The sequence below is a fragment of the Paraburkholderia sp. 22099 genome, from assembly GCF_052045835.1.
Taxonomy (GTDB): domain Bacteria; phylum Pseudomonadota; class Gammaproteobacteria; order Burkholderiales; family Burkholderiaceae; genus Paraburkholderia; species Paraburkholderia terricola.
The window spans coordinates 154,427-171,460 of record NZ_JBQEPU010000014.1 but is presented as its reverse complement, the minus strand read 5'-3'; the positions used below and the strand labels follow the sequence as shown (position 1 = coordinate 171,460).

13 protein-coding genes are annotated in these 17,034 nt (G+C 65.4%); 6 read left to right on the top strand and 7 right to left on the bottom strand.

Features of this window, described 5'->3' with window-relative positions; translation table 11 throughout:
• On the top strand, positions 1-942 hold a 942-nt coding region (locus ACTJLC_RS15740; RefSeq protein WP_440844513.1), incomplete at its 5' end, for a S8 family peptidase.
• Positions 943-1,002: 60 nt separating this feature from the next.
• Here the strand turns inward: ACTJLC_RS15740 and ACTJLC_RS15735 are convergent.
• Positions 1,003-1,308: a hypothetical protein gene (locus tag ACTJLC_RS15735; RefSeq protein WP_310129775.1), complete on the bottom strand. Its 306-nt coding sequence runs from the start codon at positions 1,306-1,308 to the stop codon at positions 1,003-1,005.
• 145 nt (positions 1,309-1,453) lie between these two features.
• Positions 1,454-2,386 carry a LysR family transcriptional regulator gene (locus tag ACTJLC_RS15730; protein ID WP_073428660.1) on the bottom strand — a complete coding sequence of 311 codons (933 nt, stop codon included), beginning with the start codon at positions 2,384-2,386 and terminating at the stop codon, positions 1,454-1,456.
• Between the two features lie 357 nt (positions 2,387-2,743).
• Between ACTJLC_RS15730 and ACTJLC_RS15725 the strand changes: the two genes are divergently transcribed.
• The 3 genes from ACTJLC_RS15725 to ACTJLC_RS15715 are packed head-to-tail and all read left to right on the top strand — an operon-like array spanning position 2,744 to position 8,523.
• Positions 2,744-3,514: a putative hydro-lyase gene (locus ACTJLC_RS15725; RefSeq protein WP_114163957.1), complete on the top strand. Its 771-nt coding sequence runs from the start codon at positions 2,744-2,746 to the stop codon at positions 3,512-3,514.
• Positions 3,515-3,533: 19 nt separating this feature from the next.
• A complete protein-coding gene (locus ACTJLC_RS15720; RefSeq protein WP_083082261.1) occupies positions 3,534-4,841 on the top strand; it encodes an MFS transporter in 1,308 nt (435 codons plus the stop codon).
• 31 nt (positions 4,842-4,872) lie between these two features.
• Positions 4,873-8,523 carry a hydantoinase B/oxoprolinase family protein gene (locus tag ACTJLC_RS15715; protein ID WP_440844510.1) on the top strand — a complete coding sequence of 1,217 codons (3,651 nt, stop codon included), beginning with the start codon at positions 4,873-4,875 and terminating at the stop codon, positions 8,521-8,523.
• Between the two features lie 96 nt (positions 8,524-8,619).
• Here ACTJLC_RS15715 and ACTJLC_RS15710 read toward each other — a convergent pair whose 3' ends face one another.
• Positions 8,620-8,892, bottom strand: a complete 273-nt coding sequence (locus ACTJLC_RS15710; RefSeq protein ID WP_310129780.1) for a hypothetical protein — start codon at positions 8,890-8,892, stop codon at positions 8,620-8,622.
• A 79-nt stretch (positions 8,893-8,971) separates the two neighbouring features.
• Here ACTJLC_RS15710 and ACTJLC_RS15705 point away from each other — a divergent pair, with 79 nt between their 5' ends.
• Positions 8,972-12,022, top strand: a complete 3,051-nt coding sequence (locus ACTJLC_RS15705) for a hypothetical protein (RefSeq protein WP_440844507.1) — start codon at positions 8,972-8,974, stop codon at positions 12,020-12,022.
• A gap of 77 nt (positions 12,023-12,099) precedes the next feature.
• Here the strand turns inward: ACTJLC_RS15705 and ACTJLC_RS15700 are convergent, their stop codons facing one another.
• Entirely contained in the window at positions 12,100-14,757 is a 2,658-nt protein-coding gene (locus ACTJLC_RS15700) for a PAS domain S-box protein (protein ID WP_440844505.1), read from the bottom strand.
• Positions 14,758-15,235: 478 nt separating this feature from the next.
• Here ACTJLC_RS15700 and ACTJLC_RS15695 point away from each other — a divergent pair, with 478 nt between their 5' ends.
• Positions 15,236-15,448, top strand: a complete 213-nt coding sequence (locus ACTJLC_RS15695; RefSeq protein WP_310122418.1) for a hypothetical protein — start codon at positions 15,236-15,238, stop codon at positions 15,446-15,448.
• Between the two features lie 7 nt (positions 15,449-15,455).
• Here ACTJLC_RS15695 and ACTJLC_RS15690 read toward each other — a convergent pair whose 3' ends face one another.
• The 3 genes from ACTJLC_RS15690 to ACTJLC_RS15680 all read right to left on the bottom strand — a co-directional run bounded on the left by ACTJLC_RS15690 (position 15,456) and on the right by ACTJLC_RS15680 (position 16,999).
• Positions 15,456-16,328: a hypothetical protein gene (locus tag ACTJLC_RS15690; RefSeq protein ID WP_083082249.1), complete on the bottom strand. Its 873-nt coding sequence runs from the start codon at positions 16,326-16,328 to the stop codon at positions 15,456-15,458.
• Between the two features lie 163 nt (positions 16,329-16,491).
• Positions 16,492-16,701, bottom strand: coding sequence for a hypothetical protein (locus tag ACTJLC_RS15685; RefSeq protein ID WP_440844503.1), 210 nt, complete (start codon positions 16,699-16,701; stop codon positions 16,492-16,494).
• A gap of 31 nt (positions 16,702-16,732) precedes the next feature.
• A complete protein-coding gene (locus tag ACTJLC_RS15680) occupies positions 16,733-16,999 on the bottom strand; it encodes a hypothetical protein (RefSeq protein WP_073428669.1) in 267 nt (88 codons plus the stop codon).
• Positions 17,000-17,034 lie beyond the last annotated feature (35 nt).

The following is a 17,034-nucleotide window of genomic DNA, read 5'->3' as shown; positions in this document are numbered from 1 at the left end:
GATTCCCGCGTCAGCCTCGCGCAGCCGTTGCAGACCTTCGACTTGCTCGCCGACGCGCCAGCCGGCAACAACGACTACACCGACTTGCAGCAGGGCTTCCGCGAAATCGGCGCGGGCGCGGCGCAAAAGGTCACGCGCGGCGATTCGGTGCGGGTCGCGGTGATCGACACCGGCGTCGACACCACCCATCCCGATCTGCGCGACCGCATTGTCTCGACGCGCAATTTCGTCGACGAGGACTGGACGCAATTCAATCGCGACCTGCACGGCACCGCGGTCGCGGGCGTCATCGCGTCGGATCGCGCGGGCGGCGCGGACGGCAAGGCCGGCATCGAAGGCGTCGCGCCGCACGCGAAACTGATCGCGGTCAAGGCCTGCTGGCAAGCGGACAATCGCAGCGGACCTTCGCGCTGCAATTCGTTCACGCTCGCCGAGGCGATCCAGTCGGCGCTCGAAGCGCATGCACAGATCATCAATCTGAGCCTGGGCGGGCCGAAGGATCCGCTGCTCACTCAACTGATCGAACTGTCGGTGAGAAAAGGCGTGATCGTGGTGGGCGCGGTGCTGCCGGACGGCAACCTCAAGGCGTTTCCGGTCGGCGTGCCGGGCGTGATCGCGGTGGACTCGGCACGCGCGTCGGCACGCGCGACGAATGGCCCCGCCTCCGATTCCGCCGCGCGCGTGCTCTACGCGCCCGGCCACGACATCCTGACGCTCACGCCCGGCGGACATTACGACTTTGTCTCGGGCTCGTCGTTCGCGACAGCGAACGTGACGGGCACCGTCGCGTTGCTGCTCGGCTTGCAGCCCAACCTCGACGCGCGCTCGATCGAAACGTTGCTCGACCAGACGAGTGGTCCGAGCCGGCAGCATGTCCGGGTCATCAACGCATGCCGGGCGGTCGAGGCGCTTCATCACACCTGCGTCGAGGCGGCTCGTTGAACGGGAACGCGGCGATGCGGCGCCCCCGGCGCCCCCGGCGATGCAGCGACGCGGCGTTGGTTAATCCTCGCGAAGGCGCTCTTCACGCAAGCGATCGGCGCGCAATCGGTCCGAACGTAGCCGCTCTTCGCGCAAGCGATCCGAGCGCAACCGCTCGGAACGTAAGCGCTCGGAACGCAAGCGTTCCTCGCGTAGCTGTTCTTCCCGGTGACGTTCGGCCCGCACATTGTCGTCGTGGGTGCTGATGCGCAGCAAGCTCGCGCAGTCGTCAGCCGTTGGACAGGGCTGTGAAAACGCATTCGCGGAGGCGAGCAACAATGCGCAAGCAACGCCCGCGGTCAGGTTGAGTGAACGCAGCAGCCACATTCCGAATCCCGCTCACGGTTGAAAAAAACCATCCTCGTACCGATGGCCCATCGGCACCGCGCCAATAGCGAATCGGGTTGGCGCGAGACGAAACGCTTTTTTCACCGCGTGAAATGAACCTGCTGCTCAAGCTCGACCAAAGCGATCAAAGCGCCTCGACCAGATCCTTGCGCCGCGTCTGACAATACGCCGAGCACGCAAGCTGCGCCGCATTCGCGGCGGCATGAATCATCGGACTCGCGTCCACCGGCTTGCAAATCGACACGATGATCGGCGGCGGCACGGGTTTGAGCGGCAACTCGATGAATTCGCCGCTCTGCAAGGCCTCCGCGACGAACAGGCCCGGAATGGCGGCGACGCCATAGCCGTCGCGCACCAGTTGAACGATCGCGGCGACCGACGGCGAGCAGGTGATGCGGGTTTGCCCGGCCGGCATGCCGAGCTGCTGCGCGAGCGCGTGAACGATGCTTTCGAGCGCGACTTGCGGCGCGGTGCCGCGCCCAAAGGTCAACACCGGACGCTCCAGCACACGCAGCGCGAGTCCTTCGGCGCGTTTCGACAGCAAGCCCCGTTTCGCGATCCAGCGAACCGGATAACTGGCGATCGCGCGGGAGACGATCTTCGTGCTGTCGATGCCCTCGACCCGTATCACGAGGTCGAGATCGCCGCTCAGGAGACGCCGTTGCAGCACCGAACTCGAATCGACGGTCAGGTCCACTTCGAGCCGCGGAAAGCTCGCGTTCAACTGCGTGACGTAGTGCGCGAGCCAGCTATGCACGACCGTTTCAATGACGCCCAACCGCAGCTTGCCGCCGACCACGACTTCCTGGCCCGCCGCCTCCCGCAATGCGCGCGCGGCGTTGACGACGTTCTTCGCGGGCCCGAGCAGATTCTGGCCCGAGGGCGTCAAGCGAAAGCCCGTTGTCGAACGGTCGACGAGTTCTGTCTTGAGTTCGTCCTCCAATGAGCGGATGCGCAGCGAAATCGTCGCCGGGGTCGCGTGCAGCACGCGCGCCGTCGCTCGAAAGCTTTCGAGTTGAGCGAGCGTCACGAAGGTTTCGAGAAAGCGCGTGTTCATGGGGCAGGTCTGAAGATTGGCGGATTTTTTTATTGTTTCCGGCTTGCAGTATGCCTTAACAAAAAGCGCCGTTTATACGAAACCGGTCGCTTTTGTGGCCGGTATGACGAAACGACGCGAGGTATTCGCCATGCATTGAAACGCCTCGATCTTGTCCACCCACATTGCCCGTCCATCAATGCTTTCGGGGCAATAAGCAAGCGCTTGCCGCGACGCACCCCCAAGCATCAGCTACGTAAAAACCCGCACGAAACCGTTAAGAAAACCTGAACGCCAGCGGCACGAATAACTCGCTGGCGCAGCTATTTTGTTGATCCTACTCTGCACCCCATCGCACTCACGAACGGAATCGCCGTCATGCCGCACACCTTTCGCCAGCAAGTTCGCAGCAAGGAATTTTCAGGGCCCACGGCCGGTTATTGCGGCGACTTCGCGCAAGCCAACCTCGCCATTCTGCCGAGCGCCTACGCCGAGGACTTCATGCGCTTCTGCCTGCGCAATCCGAAAGCCTGTCCGCTGCTCTGCGTCGGCGAACCGGGGCAATTCGATCTGCCGATGCTGGGCCGCGACCTCGATATCCGCACCGACGTGCCCGGCTACAACGTCTATCGCGACGGCGTGTTGTGCGAGCAGCCCGCCGATATCCGCGACGTATGGCGCGACGATCTCGTCGTATTCGCGATCGGCTGCTCGTTCTCGTTCGAGCAGATGCTCGCGCGCGAACGCATTCCGCTGCGCCACGTGGATGAAGGCGTCAACGTGCCGATGTACCGCACCCACGTTGCGAACCAGGCAGCGGGCCGGTTCGGCGGCCGGCTCGTCGTCTCCATGCGGCCGATGAGCGGCGCCCACGCGATTCGCGCCGTGCAGATCACGAGCCGCTTTCCGGCGGTGCATGGCGCGCCGGTGCATATCGGCAACCCCGCCGTGCTCGGTATCGAGGATCTGTCGAGCCCGGATTTCGGCGATCCGGTATCGATCCATGAACACGAACTGCCGGTCTTCTGGGCCTGCGGCGTGACGCCTCAAAGCGCCATCGAAAGCGCGCGGCTGCCGTTCGCGATCGCGCATCGTCCTGGCCACATGCTGGTCACCGACATCCCCAACGCATCGCTCGCGGTGTTCTGACGCATCTCAGGAGAAACGCATGACTACGGAAGCGCAATACGCAAGCACGCCCGCCGACGACGCAACGGCGGACACCACCGCGAGCCGCGGCATGTTCGGCTGGTATCGGCACACCAACGCAAGCGAGCGGCGGGCATTCTGGAGTTGCAAGGTCGGCTATGCGCTCGATGCGATGGACACGCAATTCCTCAGCTTCGTGATTCCGACGCTGATCGCGACATGGAGTCTCACCAAGGGCGAAGCCGGCCTGATCGGCACGGTCACGCTGCTGACCTCGGCGCTCGGCGGCTGGGTCGCGGGCATTCTTTCCGACCGCATCGGCCGGGTCAAGACGCTGCAGATCACCATCGTCTGGTTCGCGTTTTTCACGCTGCTGTGCGCGTTCGCGCAGAACTACAGCCAGCTTCTGATCGCGCGCGGCTTGATGGGCTTCGGCTTCGGCGGTGAATGGACCGCGGGCGCGGTGCTGATCGGCGAGGTGATCCGGCCGCGCGATCGCGGCAAGGCGGTCGGCATGGTGCAGGCGGGCTGGGCGATTGGCTGGGCGGCATCGGCGGGACTCTATACGCTGGTGTTTTCGCTGCTGCCCGGCGATATCGCATGGCGCGCGTTGTTCGCGCTCGGCGTGTTGCCCGCGCCGTTCGTGATCTTCATTCGCCGTTTCGTCGAGGAACCGGAAGTCCATCTGCAACAGAAGCAGCGTGACGCCGAAGCCGGCAACACGAGTTCGTTCTTCGAGATCTTCGGCCCCGGCGTCTGGCTGACGACGCTGCGCACCGCGATCCTCGCCACCGGCACGCAAGGCGGCTATTACGCGATCACCACCTGGCTGCCGACGTACCTCAAGACCGAACAGCACCTGAGCGTGGTCGGCACGGGCGGCTATCTCGCGGTCATCATCGCCGGCTCGTATGCGGGCTACCTGTGCGGCGCTTTTCTCAGCGACCGCTTTGGCCGCAAGCTGAACTTCATCGCGTTCTCGATCGCCTCGATGGCGATCGCTCTCGTCTATACCCGCGTGCCGATGAGCAACGCGCTGCTGCTCGTGCTCGGCTTTCCGCTCGGCTTCTTCGCCTCGGGCATCTTCGCCGGGATGGGCGCGTTCATGACCGAACTCTTCCCCACGCGGATTCGCGGTTCGGGCCAAGGCTTTTGCTACAACTTCGGCCGCGCGGTCGGCGCGACCTTCCCGTTTCTGATCGGTTTCGTCGCGCAAAAAATGGCGCTCGGCGTCGCGATCGGCACCTTCGCCGCGGCCGCCTACGGCGTCGTGATTCTCGCGGCGCTGACGCTGCCCGAAACGCGCGGCGCGCAACTCGAATCGTGAGCACCTCAACATTCACCGGAGAACTCTTCTGATGACACATCAAGCCGACACTCAGCTACCGCGTGATCGCCGCTGGCAATTCTGGATCGACCGCGGCGGCACGTTCACCGACATCGTCGCGCGCCGCCCCGATGGACGGATCGTCACGCACAAGGTGCTGTCGGAGAATCCCGAGCGATATCGCGATTCGGCGGTGCAAGGCATTCGCGATCTGCTGGGCGTCGCGGCCCGCGAGCCCGTGCCGGCGCATCTGATCGACAGCGTGCGAATGGGCACGACGGTCGCCACCAACGCCCTGCTCGAACGCAAGGGCGCGCCCACGGTGCTCGCGATCACGAAGGGTTTCGCCGACGCCTTGCGAATCGCGTATCAGAGCCGTCCGAAGCTGTTCGTGCGCGACATCGAATTGCCGACGCTGCTGTATCAGCGCGTGGTGGAAATCGACGAGCGGATCGGCGCGCGCGGCGAAGTGGTGCGCGAACTGGATACGGAGCAGGCTTACGCGGCATTGCGGCAGGCGTATGAGAGCGGCATCCGCTCCTGCGCGATCGTGCTGATGCATGGTTACCGGTACGCAGAACACGAACGCAAGCTCAAGGAAATCGCACAGGACATCGGCTACACGCAAATCTCCGTGAGCCACGAGGTCAGCCCGCTGATGAAGCTGGTGTCGCGCGGCGACACGACCGTCGTGGATGCGTATCTGTCGCCGATTCTGCGCCACTACGTTCAGCAGGTGGAAAGCGATCTGGGCGCGGTGCCGCTGCAATTCATGCAGAGCAACGGCGGCCTCACCGACGCGCACCGCTTCCAGGGCAAGGACGCCATCCTGTCCGGTCCCGCAGGCGGGATCGTGGGTGCGGCGCAGGTGTCGAAGCTCGCGGGCTTCGAGTCGATCATCGGCTTCGACATGGGCGGCACCTCGACCGATGTGACGCACTATGCGGGCGAATACGAGCGCGAGTTCGCCACCGAAGTGGCGGGCGTTCGCATCCGCGCCCCGATGATGAAAATCCACACCGTGGCGGCGGGCGGCGGCTCGATTTGCAGCTTCGACGGCGCACGCTTGCGCGTGGGTCCCGAGAGCGCCGGGGCGAATCCGGGGCCGGCGTCGTATCGGCGCGGCGGCCCGCTGACCGTCACCGATTGCAACGTGATGACCGGCAAGATCAGCGCGCAGTTTTTCCCTCACGTGTTCGGACCGGAAGGCAACTTGCCGCTGGATGCCGCCGTCGTGCAGCGCAAGTTTGCCGACGTCGCGGCGCAGGTCGAAAAGGCGACCGGCGCGCAACGAACGCCGGAAGAAATCGCCGAGGGCTTTCTGAAGATCGCCGTGGAGAACATGGCGAATGCGATCAAGCAGATCTCGGTGCAGCGCGGCTACGACGTGACCCGGTACACGCTCGCCTGCTTCGGCGGCGCGGGCGGTCAGCACGCGTGCCTCGTCGCGGACGCGCTCGGCATGACGCGCGTGTTCATCCACCCGCTCGCGGGCGTGCTGTCGGCGTACGGCATGGGTCTCGCCGACGTGCGCGCGCTGCGTCAGCAAGCCGTCGAAACGCGGCTCGACGGCGCGTCGCTCGCCGCTTGCGAGGACGCGTTCGCGCCGCTGGAAAACGCCGCGCAAGACGAAGTCGCGCAGCAGCGCATCGCGAAAGACTGCATCACGCTGCGCCGCACGCTTCACGTGAAATACGACGGCACCGACACCGCGCTCGAAATCGAATTCAGCAACGACGCACCCGCGATCGTCGCGACGTTCGAGCGTCTGTACCGCGCGCGTTACGGTTTCCTGATGCCGAACAAGGCGCTGGTGATCGAAGCCGTCGCCGTCGAAGCGATCGGCCAGGCGCACGAGGCCGAGGACGAACATTGGCCGCTCGCCGAGGGTGCTTCCGCGAATCCCGAACCGCTCGCCATGACACGCGTGTTTTCCGGCGGCGAGTGGCACGACACGCCGGTGTTCGACCGCGAATCGCTCGCGCCCGGCGCGAGTATCGACGGCCCGGCCATCGTCAGCGAAAAGACCGGAACGACCGTGATCGAGCCGGGCTGGCAAGTCGAGGTCAGCCGGCACAATCACCTGGTGGTCAACCGCACGAGCGCGCTCGTGAACCGTCATGCGATCGGCACCGAAGCCGATCCGGTCTTGCTCGAAGTGTTCAACAACCTGTTCATGTCGATCGCCGAGCAGATGGGCGTGACGCTGGCGAACACGTCGTACTCGGTCAACATCAAGGAACGCCTCGACTTCTCGTGCGCGCTGTTCGACGCCGACGGCAATCTGATCGCCAACGCGCCGCACATGCCGGTCCATCTCGGCTCGATGGGCGAAAGCGTGCAGACCATCATCGAGCGGCGCGCGGGCACCATGCAATCCGGCGATGTCTACGTGCTCAACGCGCCGTATGGCGGCGGCACGCATCTGCCGGACGTGACGGTGGTCATGCCGGTTTTCGTCGAGGACCATGCGACGCCGACGTTCTACGTCGCGGCGCGCGGGCATCATGCGGATATCGGCGGCATTTCGCCGGGCTCGATGCCGCCCGACTCGACGCACGTCGATCAGGAAGGCGTGCTGCTCGATAACGTGCAACTGGTCGCGCAGGGCCGCTTTCTCGAAGGCGACATGCGCGAGTTGCTGACCTCGGGCCGCTATCCGGTTCGCAATGTCGAACAGAACATGGCGGATTTGCGGGCACAGGTCGCGGCGTGCACGAAGGGCGCGCAGGAACTCGAGCGCATGTGCGGGCAGTTCGGACTCGACGTGGTGCAGGCGTACATGCGGCACGTGCAGGACAACGCCGAGGAAGTCGTGCGGCGCACGCTGTCGGTGCTCAAGGACGGACGCTTCGAATACGAACTGGACGACGGCGCGAAGATCGTCGTCGCGGTATCGATCGACCGCGACGCGCGCTCGGCGGTGATCGATTTCGCAGGCACGAGCGAACAGCAGCCGAACAATTACAACGCGCCCTCCGCGATCTGCAAGGCGGCCGTGCTGTACGTGTTCCGCACACTCGTCGACGACGACATTCCGCTCAACGCCGGTTGTCTGAAGCCGCTGGACATTCGCATTCCCGCAGGCTCGATGCTCAACCCGCGCTATCCGGCCGCGGTGGTGGCCGGCAACGTCGAGACGTCGCAGGTCGTCACCGATGCGCTCTACGGCGCGCTCGGCGTGATGGCGGGCGCCCAGGGCACGATGAACAACTTCACGTTCGGCAACGAGCAGTACCAGTACTACGAGACCATCTGCGGGGGCTCGGGAGCGAGTGCGTCGGCGGCGGGTTGCAGCGCCGTGCAGACGCACATGACCAACTCGCGGCTCACCGATCCCGAAGTGCTCGAATGGCGCTTCCCGGTTCGCCTCGACGACTTCCGCGTGCGTCACGGCAGCGGCGGCGCGGGGCAATGGCGAGGCGGCGACGGCACCGAGCGGCGCGTCCGCTTTCTCGAACCGATGACCGCCGTCATCCTGTCGAATCGCCGGCGCGTTGCGCCGTTCGGCATGGCGGGCGGATCGCCGGGCAAGGTCGGCGTGAACTGGGTCGAACGAGCCGGTTCGGCGGAGCGTGAAACCTTCGGCGCGCGTCATCAGGTGCAGATGAAGGCCGGCGATGTTTTCGTGATTCAGACGCCTGGCGGTGGCGGATATGGCGCGGCGTCCGAGGTCGAATAAGTCGCGGCCTGCATCCAGCCTCGCACCTTGCGAGGCTGGGTTTGGCGCTTTCGCTGGGCAACCATGAATTTCGGCTGGCTCGGCGCTTGCGCGATGTCATCGCGGTACGGTGAGCGTCTTCGAACGCGGGCAGCATGCCCGCCATGCGGACACGCCCACCATGATTCCTCGCTCTACTCCCGCATCGCCCATCTCGCCCATCTCGCCCATCTCGCCCAGCTCGACGGACGCGCCCGCGTCGGCTTCCGAAGAGAGCCGCCGCACTGCCGCCGCCACCAGCACTGCGGGCATGAGCGATACACCCGGCGTATCGCGCTCGCACGCATCCGCGCGCGCGGGCTCGCTGGCGGCGTTGACGGAAGCGCGCACGCGCCGCCCCTCCGGCTCGCCGCCACCGAGGCGCTCTCCCCCTCCGTCGACCCGCGCACTCGCGGAGCAGCTTCGCGCGATGTGGCCCGCCGAAACGTCATCGGCCGCGCATGGCATGGCGCAATCCGGCGACGCCTCGCCGGATGATGTCAGCGACGCCGAATCGGATTCCAGTGACGACTTCTCCGTACTCGTCAACGCCGATCCGAACGAACGTACCCGGCGCTTGCACCGCCTGTCCGAAGTCGGCAAGCGATCGAATTCGCCGGCCGATGTCGCGGCGCTCGTCCGCGACGCGCAGGCCTTGCGATCGATTGCAGCCACGCACTACCCGATTACCTCCGCGACACGGTTTAGCAAAGAGTTCGTACCGGCCGACGACAACTTCAAAAGCAACTTCTCTCTGCTCGGCCAAGCCGTGGTGCAATGCGAGGATGCCGCGCGGGCCTGGCAGGCGGCGGCGGATCATTACCAGGCGGCAGTCGAGGTCGCCAGCAAAATCAGCCTGCCCGTTCGGGACATCGCTCGCCTGAACGAGGCGGTCGAGGAGTGCGATGCTCATGTCGCGCGGCTCGACATCAAAGGGGACGTGCTGCGCGGCATTCTTTGCGTGAAGCGCGAGCAAACCCCGTTCGGCGAAGGCTACGTGCGCGCGCTGGAACTGACCATCGAGCCGCTGCGCCGCGCACTCGCGCGCTGCGGGACAGAGGAACTGGCCGCACTGCCGTTGCATGGCGCGCCGATCGAAGGCCTCGACGTGGAACTGCGCAACATCGGCGCCAGCGCGCATGATCTGTCCACGGCGATCCACCGCCTTGCGCAAGAACCGGCCGCACCGCCTCCGCATGATCCATCTGTCGAGGGCATGGACGTGGAACTGCCCGGCGTGGATGCAGACGGGCGTGCTCCGCCGCCTGCAACAAAGCGCCGCGTCACCGCGCTGCTGAAGGCGAGTCCGAACCAACGCGAGGCGTTGCGGGCGAGACTCCTCGCTCGCTGTGCCGAACTGGAAAAGCTCACGGGTGACCTGACGTTGGCGCTGCGAGGCGAGTTCGTACAGGCGCCGGTTGTGGAGGCGGTTGTGGAGGCGGTTGTGGAGACGGTCGCGGAGGCTGTCGCGGAGACGGTTGCGGAGCCAATCGCTCCCGAGCAGGAAGCCGCCGTGGAGGCCGTCATGGCCGAACCGCCCGAGGTTGCGCGGCTTGTCGCATTGCAAACCGGCCTCGCGCCGCTCCTCGCGCGCGCCGAAGGCGCGACCCTCTCGGCGAGCGCAAATCACGAGGCCGCGGCGCAGTCTGTCGACGGCGCTCTTGAGGCGATCGTCGCGTGGCATGACGCCGCCGAAGCCTACGACGACGCGGCCCATACATTCGATAGCGCGACCGCGGAATGGTCCCCCGAAGCGCGCGAGACGCCCGAACCGCAGGCGCTCCATGCGCAAATTCGCCAGGGTCGCGCCACAGCCATCATGCAGATGCAGACGGCGGTTGGCGCGGCATTCGCGACCCTGTGGCGCGATATTCCGCAGGTACTCACGGGAAGCCGCGGTGGAATCGGCATCGGCGAACCGCGAGCGATGACGGGCGGATCAGCCGAGCCGTTCATCGAGGACCTGGCGGGCCGCTGCCGTGCACTGCTCGCGTTGGCCGAAGACTCGGCTTTCCTTCGACGAGCGACCGATATCGACGTGGAACGGTTAAGCACGCCGTTTGCGGCACTGGCCGATTTTCTCGACGCGACGAAAAACCGCCCCGCTGACATGCATCGGTTGATGTCCACGGCGGACCGCATCCAACAGGCAGCCGGACTCGCGCGAGGCGCGCTCACCAACGCGGCATCCGCGTTGAACGACACGTTGCGTGCATTCTTGAACTTGTGTTCCGCGCTCAGAACAGAGCTGATCCGAGCCGCATACGCCACTCAGCAAGCCGACGTGAAATCGCTTTGCGTTCGCGTGGCAACCGAGCGGCAAAGCGGAGCGGCGCGTCTCCAGGACATCCTGGGCGAACTTCCTGACCTGCTGCGCGACGACGCGCCCGCGAGCGCCGTCGCGAACCCTGGCGATGACGCGCAATTCATCGGTCTTGCACGAGCCTTGGCCAGTCAGGTGGATGCCTATCGCGAGACCGTGCTCCAGTTGCCCCCGGATGCGCCGGAAACGATGGTGCACGAGCGGGCGAATACCGTGCTGATGCTGAGCGGTCTCGCCATGTCCTGCCGCCTCACGGCTGATCTGACCGAGTGTTACGGCGAAGCGCGAGAAGCCATCGGCAACGCGCCCTTGTCCCGGCGCGCAAAAGTGACTCACGGCTTTGCCGAGCGCGCACGCGCGGCCGGTGTGAATGCGGGCGCGGTGTTGGGTCAATGCGCGACGCTGAGGCTGGACCTGGGCGCCGGCACGGCGGACCAACTGGCCCAGATTCTCGGCTCCCTGGCATCGCGCAGCGAGCGCCAGGCGGAATGCATGCGACTGAGCTTCGATGTGCTGGGCCGGTTCGCGGATATGCATAACCGCGTGCACAATCTTGCCGGACGTCCGGCGCGGGATGCCGGCAGCTATAAATTCCAAAGCGATGCGTTGGTCAGCCTCAATGAGGACACCGTCGGCAAGATTCGCGAGGTCCATGGAAGACTGACGGAGCAGATCGACGCCTCAAAAGACCAGCCCGGCATGGCCGGCGGAGCCCGGGTGGAGCAGCATGTCGTCGACCAGCTCGCGAACAGCCTCGAATGGCGCGCGACGCTGGAAGTCGACACGGCGCAACGTCAATGGATGCGCGTCACTCTGGATGCGCTGAAGGCCGTCGTCATGGACACGGGCAGCAACCTGCCGGAGGACGCCAACGATTTGCTCGACCTGCTCAACGAGGACCTCTCCGTCAGCACGCAAGGTTTGCTTTACTACGCCACGGAAACGGGCGACAAGGATAGATGCAGGGCGTTGATGCAAGAAAACGTCGCGCTGGGACGTGGGGTGCAGCAATGCAGGGAGCAACTGGAATCGCGGCAGGAAGCGCAACGCGCTCGCCATGCGGCGCGCGAAGCGGCGGCGCAGCAGCCGTCGGCGGCGGCGGGGCCGTCGCAGCCTGGCAAGCGCAAGGGCAATAAAGGCAAGGCGAAGCGCAAGTGAGATGCGGGGGGCGGTCGCCTCGCACGCCGCAGCGCACCTCCCACGCTCGACGTGCCGCAAACAGCCATGCGCCCCACTCACTCCATGCGCCTCCCCGAAGCCTCGTCATCCGCCGGGATCCGCACCGCGATCGACGTGCCGCTGCCCGGCGCGCTATGCACCGATATCTCGCCGCCCAGCATCAGCGCCCGCTCCCGCATGCCGACCAGCCCAAACGATTTGGCGCGCGGCGCCGTCGAATCGAAGCCGCGCCCGTCGTCGCGTATTTCGAGGTTCCAGTATTGCTCGACCTGTTCGAGCGAAATCGTCACCTCGCTAGCGCCGGCGTGGCGCGCGACATTCGTCAACGCTTCCTGCACGATACGAAACAGCGCCACGGCGCGCTCTTCGTCGAGCACCAGATTGTCGTCGGGAATTCGCAGGCGGCAGACAACGCGCCCGTCGCGCGAGAACTCGGCCGCGAGCCACTCCAGCGCGGCGACGATGCCCGCATCGAGTGCCGCCGGCCGCAGCGAGGCCACCACGTTGCGCACCACCTGCATGGTGCCGTCCGCGAGACGCAGCAGATCCTGAAACCGTTCAGCCAGGACGGAATCATCCCTGGCGAACTCGATGCGCATCGCCGACACGCCGAGCCGCAGCGCCGTCAGTTGCTGGCCCAGTTCGTCGTGCATCTCGCGGGCGATGCGCTTGCGCTCCTCCTCGCGCGCCGTTTCACGCAGCGAGGTCAACTCCTGCAACAGCGCATACGATTCGCGCAAGCGGAGCTCCGCCTCCATGCGCGCCGTGATGTCGGTCCAGATCGTCAGCGCGCCACGCGTCTCGCCGTCGGCGTCGTGCTCGGGAACGGCGCTCACGTGCCAGCCCACCGGCTTGCCGTCGCGCTCCCACGTAAGATCCACCTTCGCGCCGATCCCGCTCGTCATCACCTGATCGAGCGTCGCGGTGATCATTTGCAACTCGGGCATCGCGGCGGCCGACAACTCCGCAGGCGTCTTGCCGACGGCATCCGCCGCGCGAATCCCGTTGATCTGTTCGAACCGCGGGTTGACGTAGCTATAGCGACAGTCGCGGTCGTAGCGGACGATCATCTCCGGCGCGTTCTCGGCCAGCGTGCGAAACGCCACCTCGCTCGCGCGCAAGGCGAGTTCGGTGGTTCGCAGCCGCGTCACGTCGCGCGCCACGCCGAGCACGCTGACCACGTCGCCCTCCGCGTCTTTCTCGGGAATATGCCGCACCTCGAAGACATGCCAGCCTTCATCGGTCGCCCATAGCGCTTCGTGGTCGGCCGGTTCACCGGTCGCCACCACGCGGCGAACGCTCGCTTCGAGCAGTTCGTTCTGCGCGCTGCTGCCGCCCGTCTGCAATTCGTGAAGCTGCTTGCCGATGAAGTCTTCCTGCGGCATACCGAATGCCTTCGATACACGCGGATTCACATAGGTATGACGCCCCTCCCGATCGAAGCGGGCGATGAAGTCCGGAAAGCTCTCGGTGAGCGTGCGGAACAGTTGCTCGCTGCGCTTCAGTTCGTCGATGTCGCGGCAGATGGCGAGCACGGTGGCCACCCGGCCGTCGGCGGCGAACTCGGGCACCATCCGCATATGCCCCCAGCGCACTTCGCCCTTGGCATTGCGGAAGCGGATTTCGTCCATGCGTTCGGTGCCGGTCTCGACGACGCGGCGCAGCCGGTCGCGATACCGCGGCACGTCGACCACGGGCGAGTCGTCGACCGTGCCCGCGTCGGCGGTTTCGTCGGCGCCTTGCGGCAGCAGCGCGCGCAGCGCCGGATTCGCGTAGACGCGCCGGCACTCGCGATCGTAGCGGGCGATGTAGTCGGGAGAATGCTCGACCAGCGCGCGGAACGCCTGTCCGCTTGCGTGCAGATGCGCTTCCGCCTTCTTGCGTTCGGTGATGTCGCGTCCGAGCGCCAGCACGCTCGTGATTTCGTCGCGCAGTCCGCGCTCGGCGAGGATGCGGACATGGTGATAGCTCACGCCGCTTGAGCCGCTCGCGCCGTCTTGCAGCGCGAGTTCGAGCGTGCGTTCGGCGCCCGTTTCGAGCGTCGCCGCCAGGGCGCGCTGATAGACGGCGAACTGCGGATCGGCACTGTGTTCGGTCGGCGTGCCGCCGAGCAGGTCCTGCAACGGACGGCGAAGTATCGAGGCGAGTCCGGAGTTCGCGTACACGAGCCGGCACTGCGGGTCATAGCGGCAGATGATATCGGGCGTGCTTTCCGCGAGCCGGCGGAACTGCGCTTCCATCTGAAGTTGGCCGATCAGCAGCGCCTCGGTCCGCTTGCGCTCGGTAATGTCGCGCACGAGCGCCAGGTTGTACGGCTCGCCGTCGAACTCGAAATAGCTTGCGTTGATTTCCACCGGCAAGGTGGTGCCGTCCTGGCGCCGCTGTGTCGACTCGACGAGGAGCGAGCCCTTCTCGCGCAACTCCGCCCAGGCCGTTTGCCAGCGCTCGAGGCTCCACTCGGGATCGACGTCCATCACGCGCATTTGCAGCAGTTGCGCGTGGTCGTAACCCAGCGTGCGGCAAGCCTCGTCGTTGGCGTAAATGAAGCGCGCGTTCCGGTCGATCAGATAGGCCGCCTCGCGGACCAGATTGAGCGCGCGGTTCTTCAGATAGGCGAGCGCATCCGGCTCGGCCGCGGTTCGCTCGACGCGCCCATCGTCCCGCCGCGTTGCGGCATCCAGCCCCTGTGGCGGCTCCCGGCTGATCTTTTTCATCGAGTTCCGTGCATATCAGGTCAGAGATTGCGCGATCATCCACGACCGCCGCCGCATGCGCGCCATGCTGCGCAACACCCTCCCGACGGGCGTCTCCCGGAGATTCATCGGGCCGGCGCGCCAGTTGAGTATTGGTCAGTGGAAAGGCCGAGGGCACGGTGCGGCTTACCCGGCAAGCATAGCCCAGGAAGATTTGCAGGTGGCGGCTTCAATGGCGGCAGTTGGGGCAAAACGGCCGCATCGGGATGCAAGCCGCGTTTAAGGATTTCCCTACCCGAAGATCAGCATCGACCTGAGCTTTTTTCTTCATGTCCTGACAGCACCGCGATAACTGTCCACATACGATGGACACACATCAATCGTCCTGCTTGCGCGTGCCGCCATGGTCCCCTATCTGTCCGAACGAGAAAATGCGGTCGAGCACATCAACGCGATCTGTACGCGCCTGTTCGATCGGTGGTGCGAAAGCAGACGGCTCATGCCGCTCACGTATCTGTTGCGAGGCTGGCCGCTGATCAACAGCGATGCGGAGGCGTTCCGCCGCCTCGGCGGCGCGCTGCGCGAATTGCGGCGGCATCCGCTGCACGGTTTGGACCGCGCATCTTTCCAGCAACTGTGCGAGTTATCGGATTGCGTCGACGATCTGCTCGTCCCCTCCGCGCCGGCAACATGGGCCGCGCACAACGGGTAGTGGAACGTCAGCTCATCCAGTACGCGGCCGGTATGCGGCGGTCGGCGTCGGAGAGATAGGGATTGTCCAGCTCGAAGGTCTTGCGCGACGCGGGCCTCGCGCGCGCCAGCGCGTCCTGAATGTACGGATGCGAGTTGAAGAGCCGCATGTAGGCGCCGTTGCGATACGCCAGGACGAGCCCGCGCTCGATCGCCCCCGCCAGGGCTTCCTGGCCTGTGGCGACGTAAAAAAGAAAATCGGACCGGTATCTCAGCATCAACCTGTTTTCGACGACGAGGTCAGGCTCGCGGCGCCCGCGTGCGTCCAGTTCGGCATACGCTTCCACGATGCCGCGCGGAAAGTAATCGACGCGGCCGCTCTGCGTCATCTCGAACATCGTCTCGTAGGTCGAACTCTGAATCGTCAGACCCGCCGCCTTGAGGATGTCGGTGTCGATCCAGCCGAGTCCCTGTCCGCCCGTGAACGCCTGCAGATCCGACAAGCGCTCGATGCGGTCGAAATCCCGTTGCCGGTCCTTCCTTATGATGAATAACCGGTAGCCGATCAGCCCGCGATGGATCGGAATGCGCACGACATTCAGGCCGCGCTCGGCGCGCGCTTCCATGCTCGTCCAGTGCAGATTGATCGCACCGTTGCTGTTCGCCAGTTCGGCGAGCGCGCGGCCGCGCTCCATGACGATCTCGGCCTGACGCACGGAATAGGAGACGTTCGCCGTGCTCAACGCCAGGTCGAGGACGGCGAGAGCGAACGCGGCGTGCACGTCGCCGCCCGGACGAATGCGCGGATAGACGATATCGAAGTGGCCGGCCGGCGCGGCATGCGCGCCAAGCGTGACGCCTGTTGCGCCGAGCGCGGCCAGCAGGAAGCGCCTGCGATGCATGGATGGATAGCGTCTCGACACGGGAGGAATGCCGCGCCGGGATTGGCGCATCTCCGCACAGGCACCGAGCCTGTGCGGTTCCCCATCGTGCCACGCGCCACCTATCCTGACAAACCGTAATATCCCGCTGATGCAACGACGGCGGCAGGACGCCGCCAGCAGGTCAATGCACCACGCCGAAGATCACGTTGGCGCCTTCAGCGGGAGTCAGGCCCAGGTTGAAGTAGCCTTCGAGCCTCACCGCGGTTGCATGATTGAGCACGAACGGCGGCTGGATGAAGCCGCTCGCGAATGCGTGGTCATACCATTCGCTCATCCATGCACGCAATTGCGTCTCGTAGTTCGACAGTTCTCCACAGTTGTCCGCGGTCATCCATGATCTCCCTTGTGGCGGAATGTTCATGTCACGCAACGAATGGTTCGAAGCTCATCCTGCACAGGTTGAGTTCCGGCGGGAAGGCATGCCAGCTACCGTCGTCATGTCTGAAGAAGAACAGCACCAACGGGCCGTCGGGCCGGCTGATCTCGATGCAGGCCCGGCATGTCAGGCCGTCCTGCGAACCGTGCAGCGAGAGCACGCGGACCGGCAGGGTGCCCGCCATGGCCTGCAATTTCTCGCGCAGCCCGCGTAGTAAGCTTGTCGTCGCAACCACGTCCGCCCCCTCGACCATCCGATTCGCATTGAATCATCGTGAGCCAATGCAAG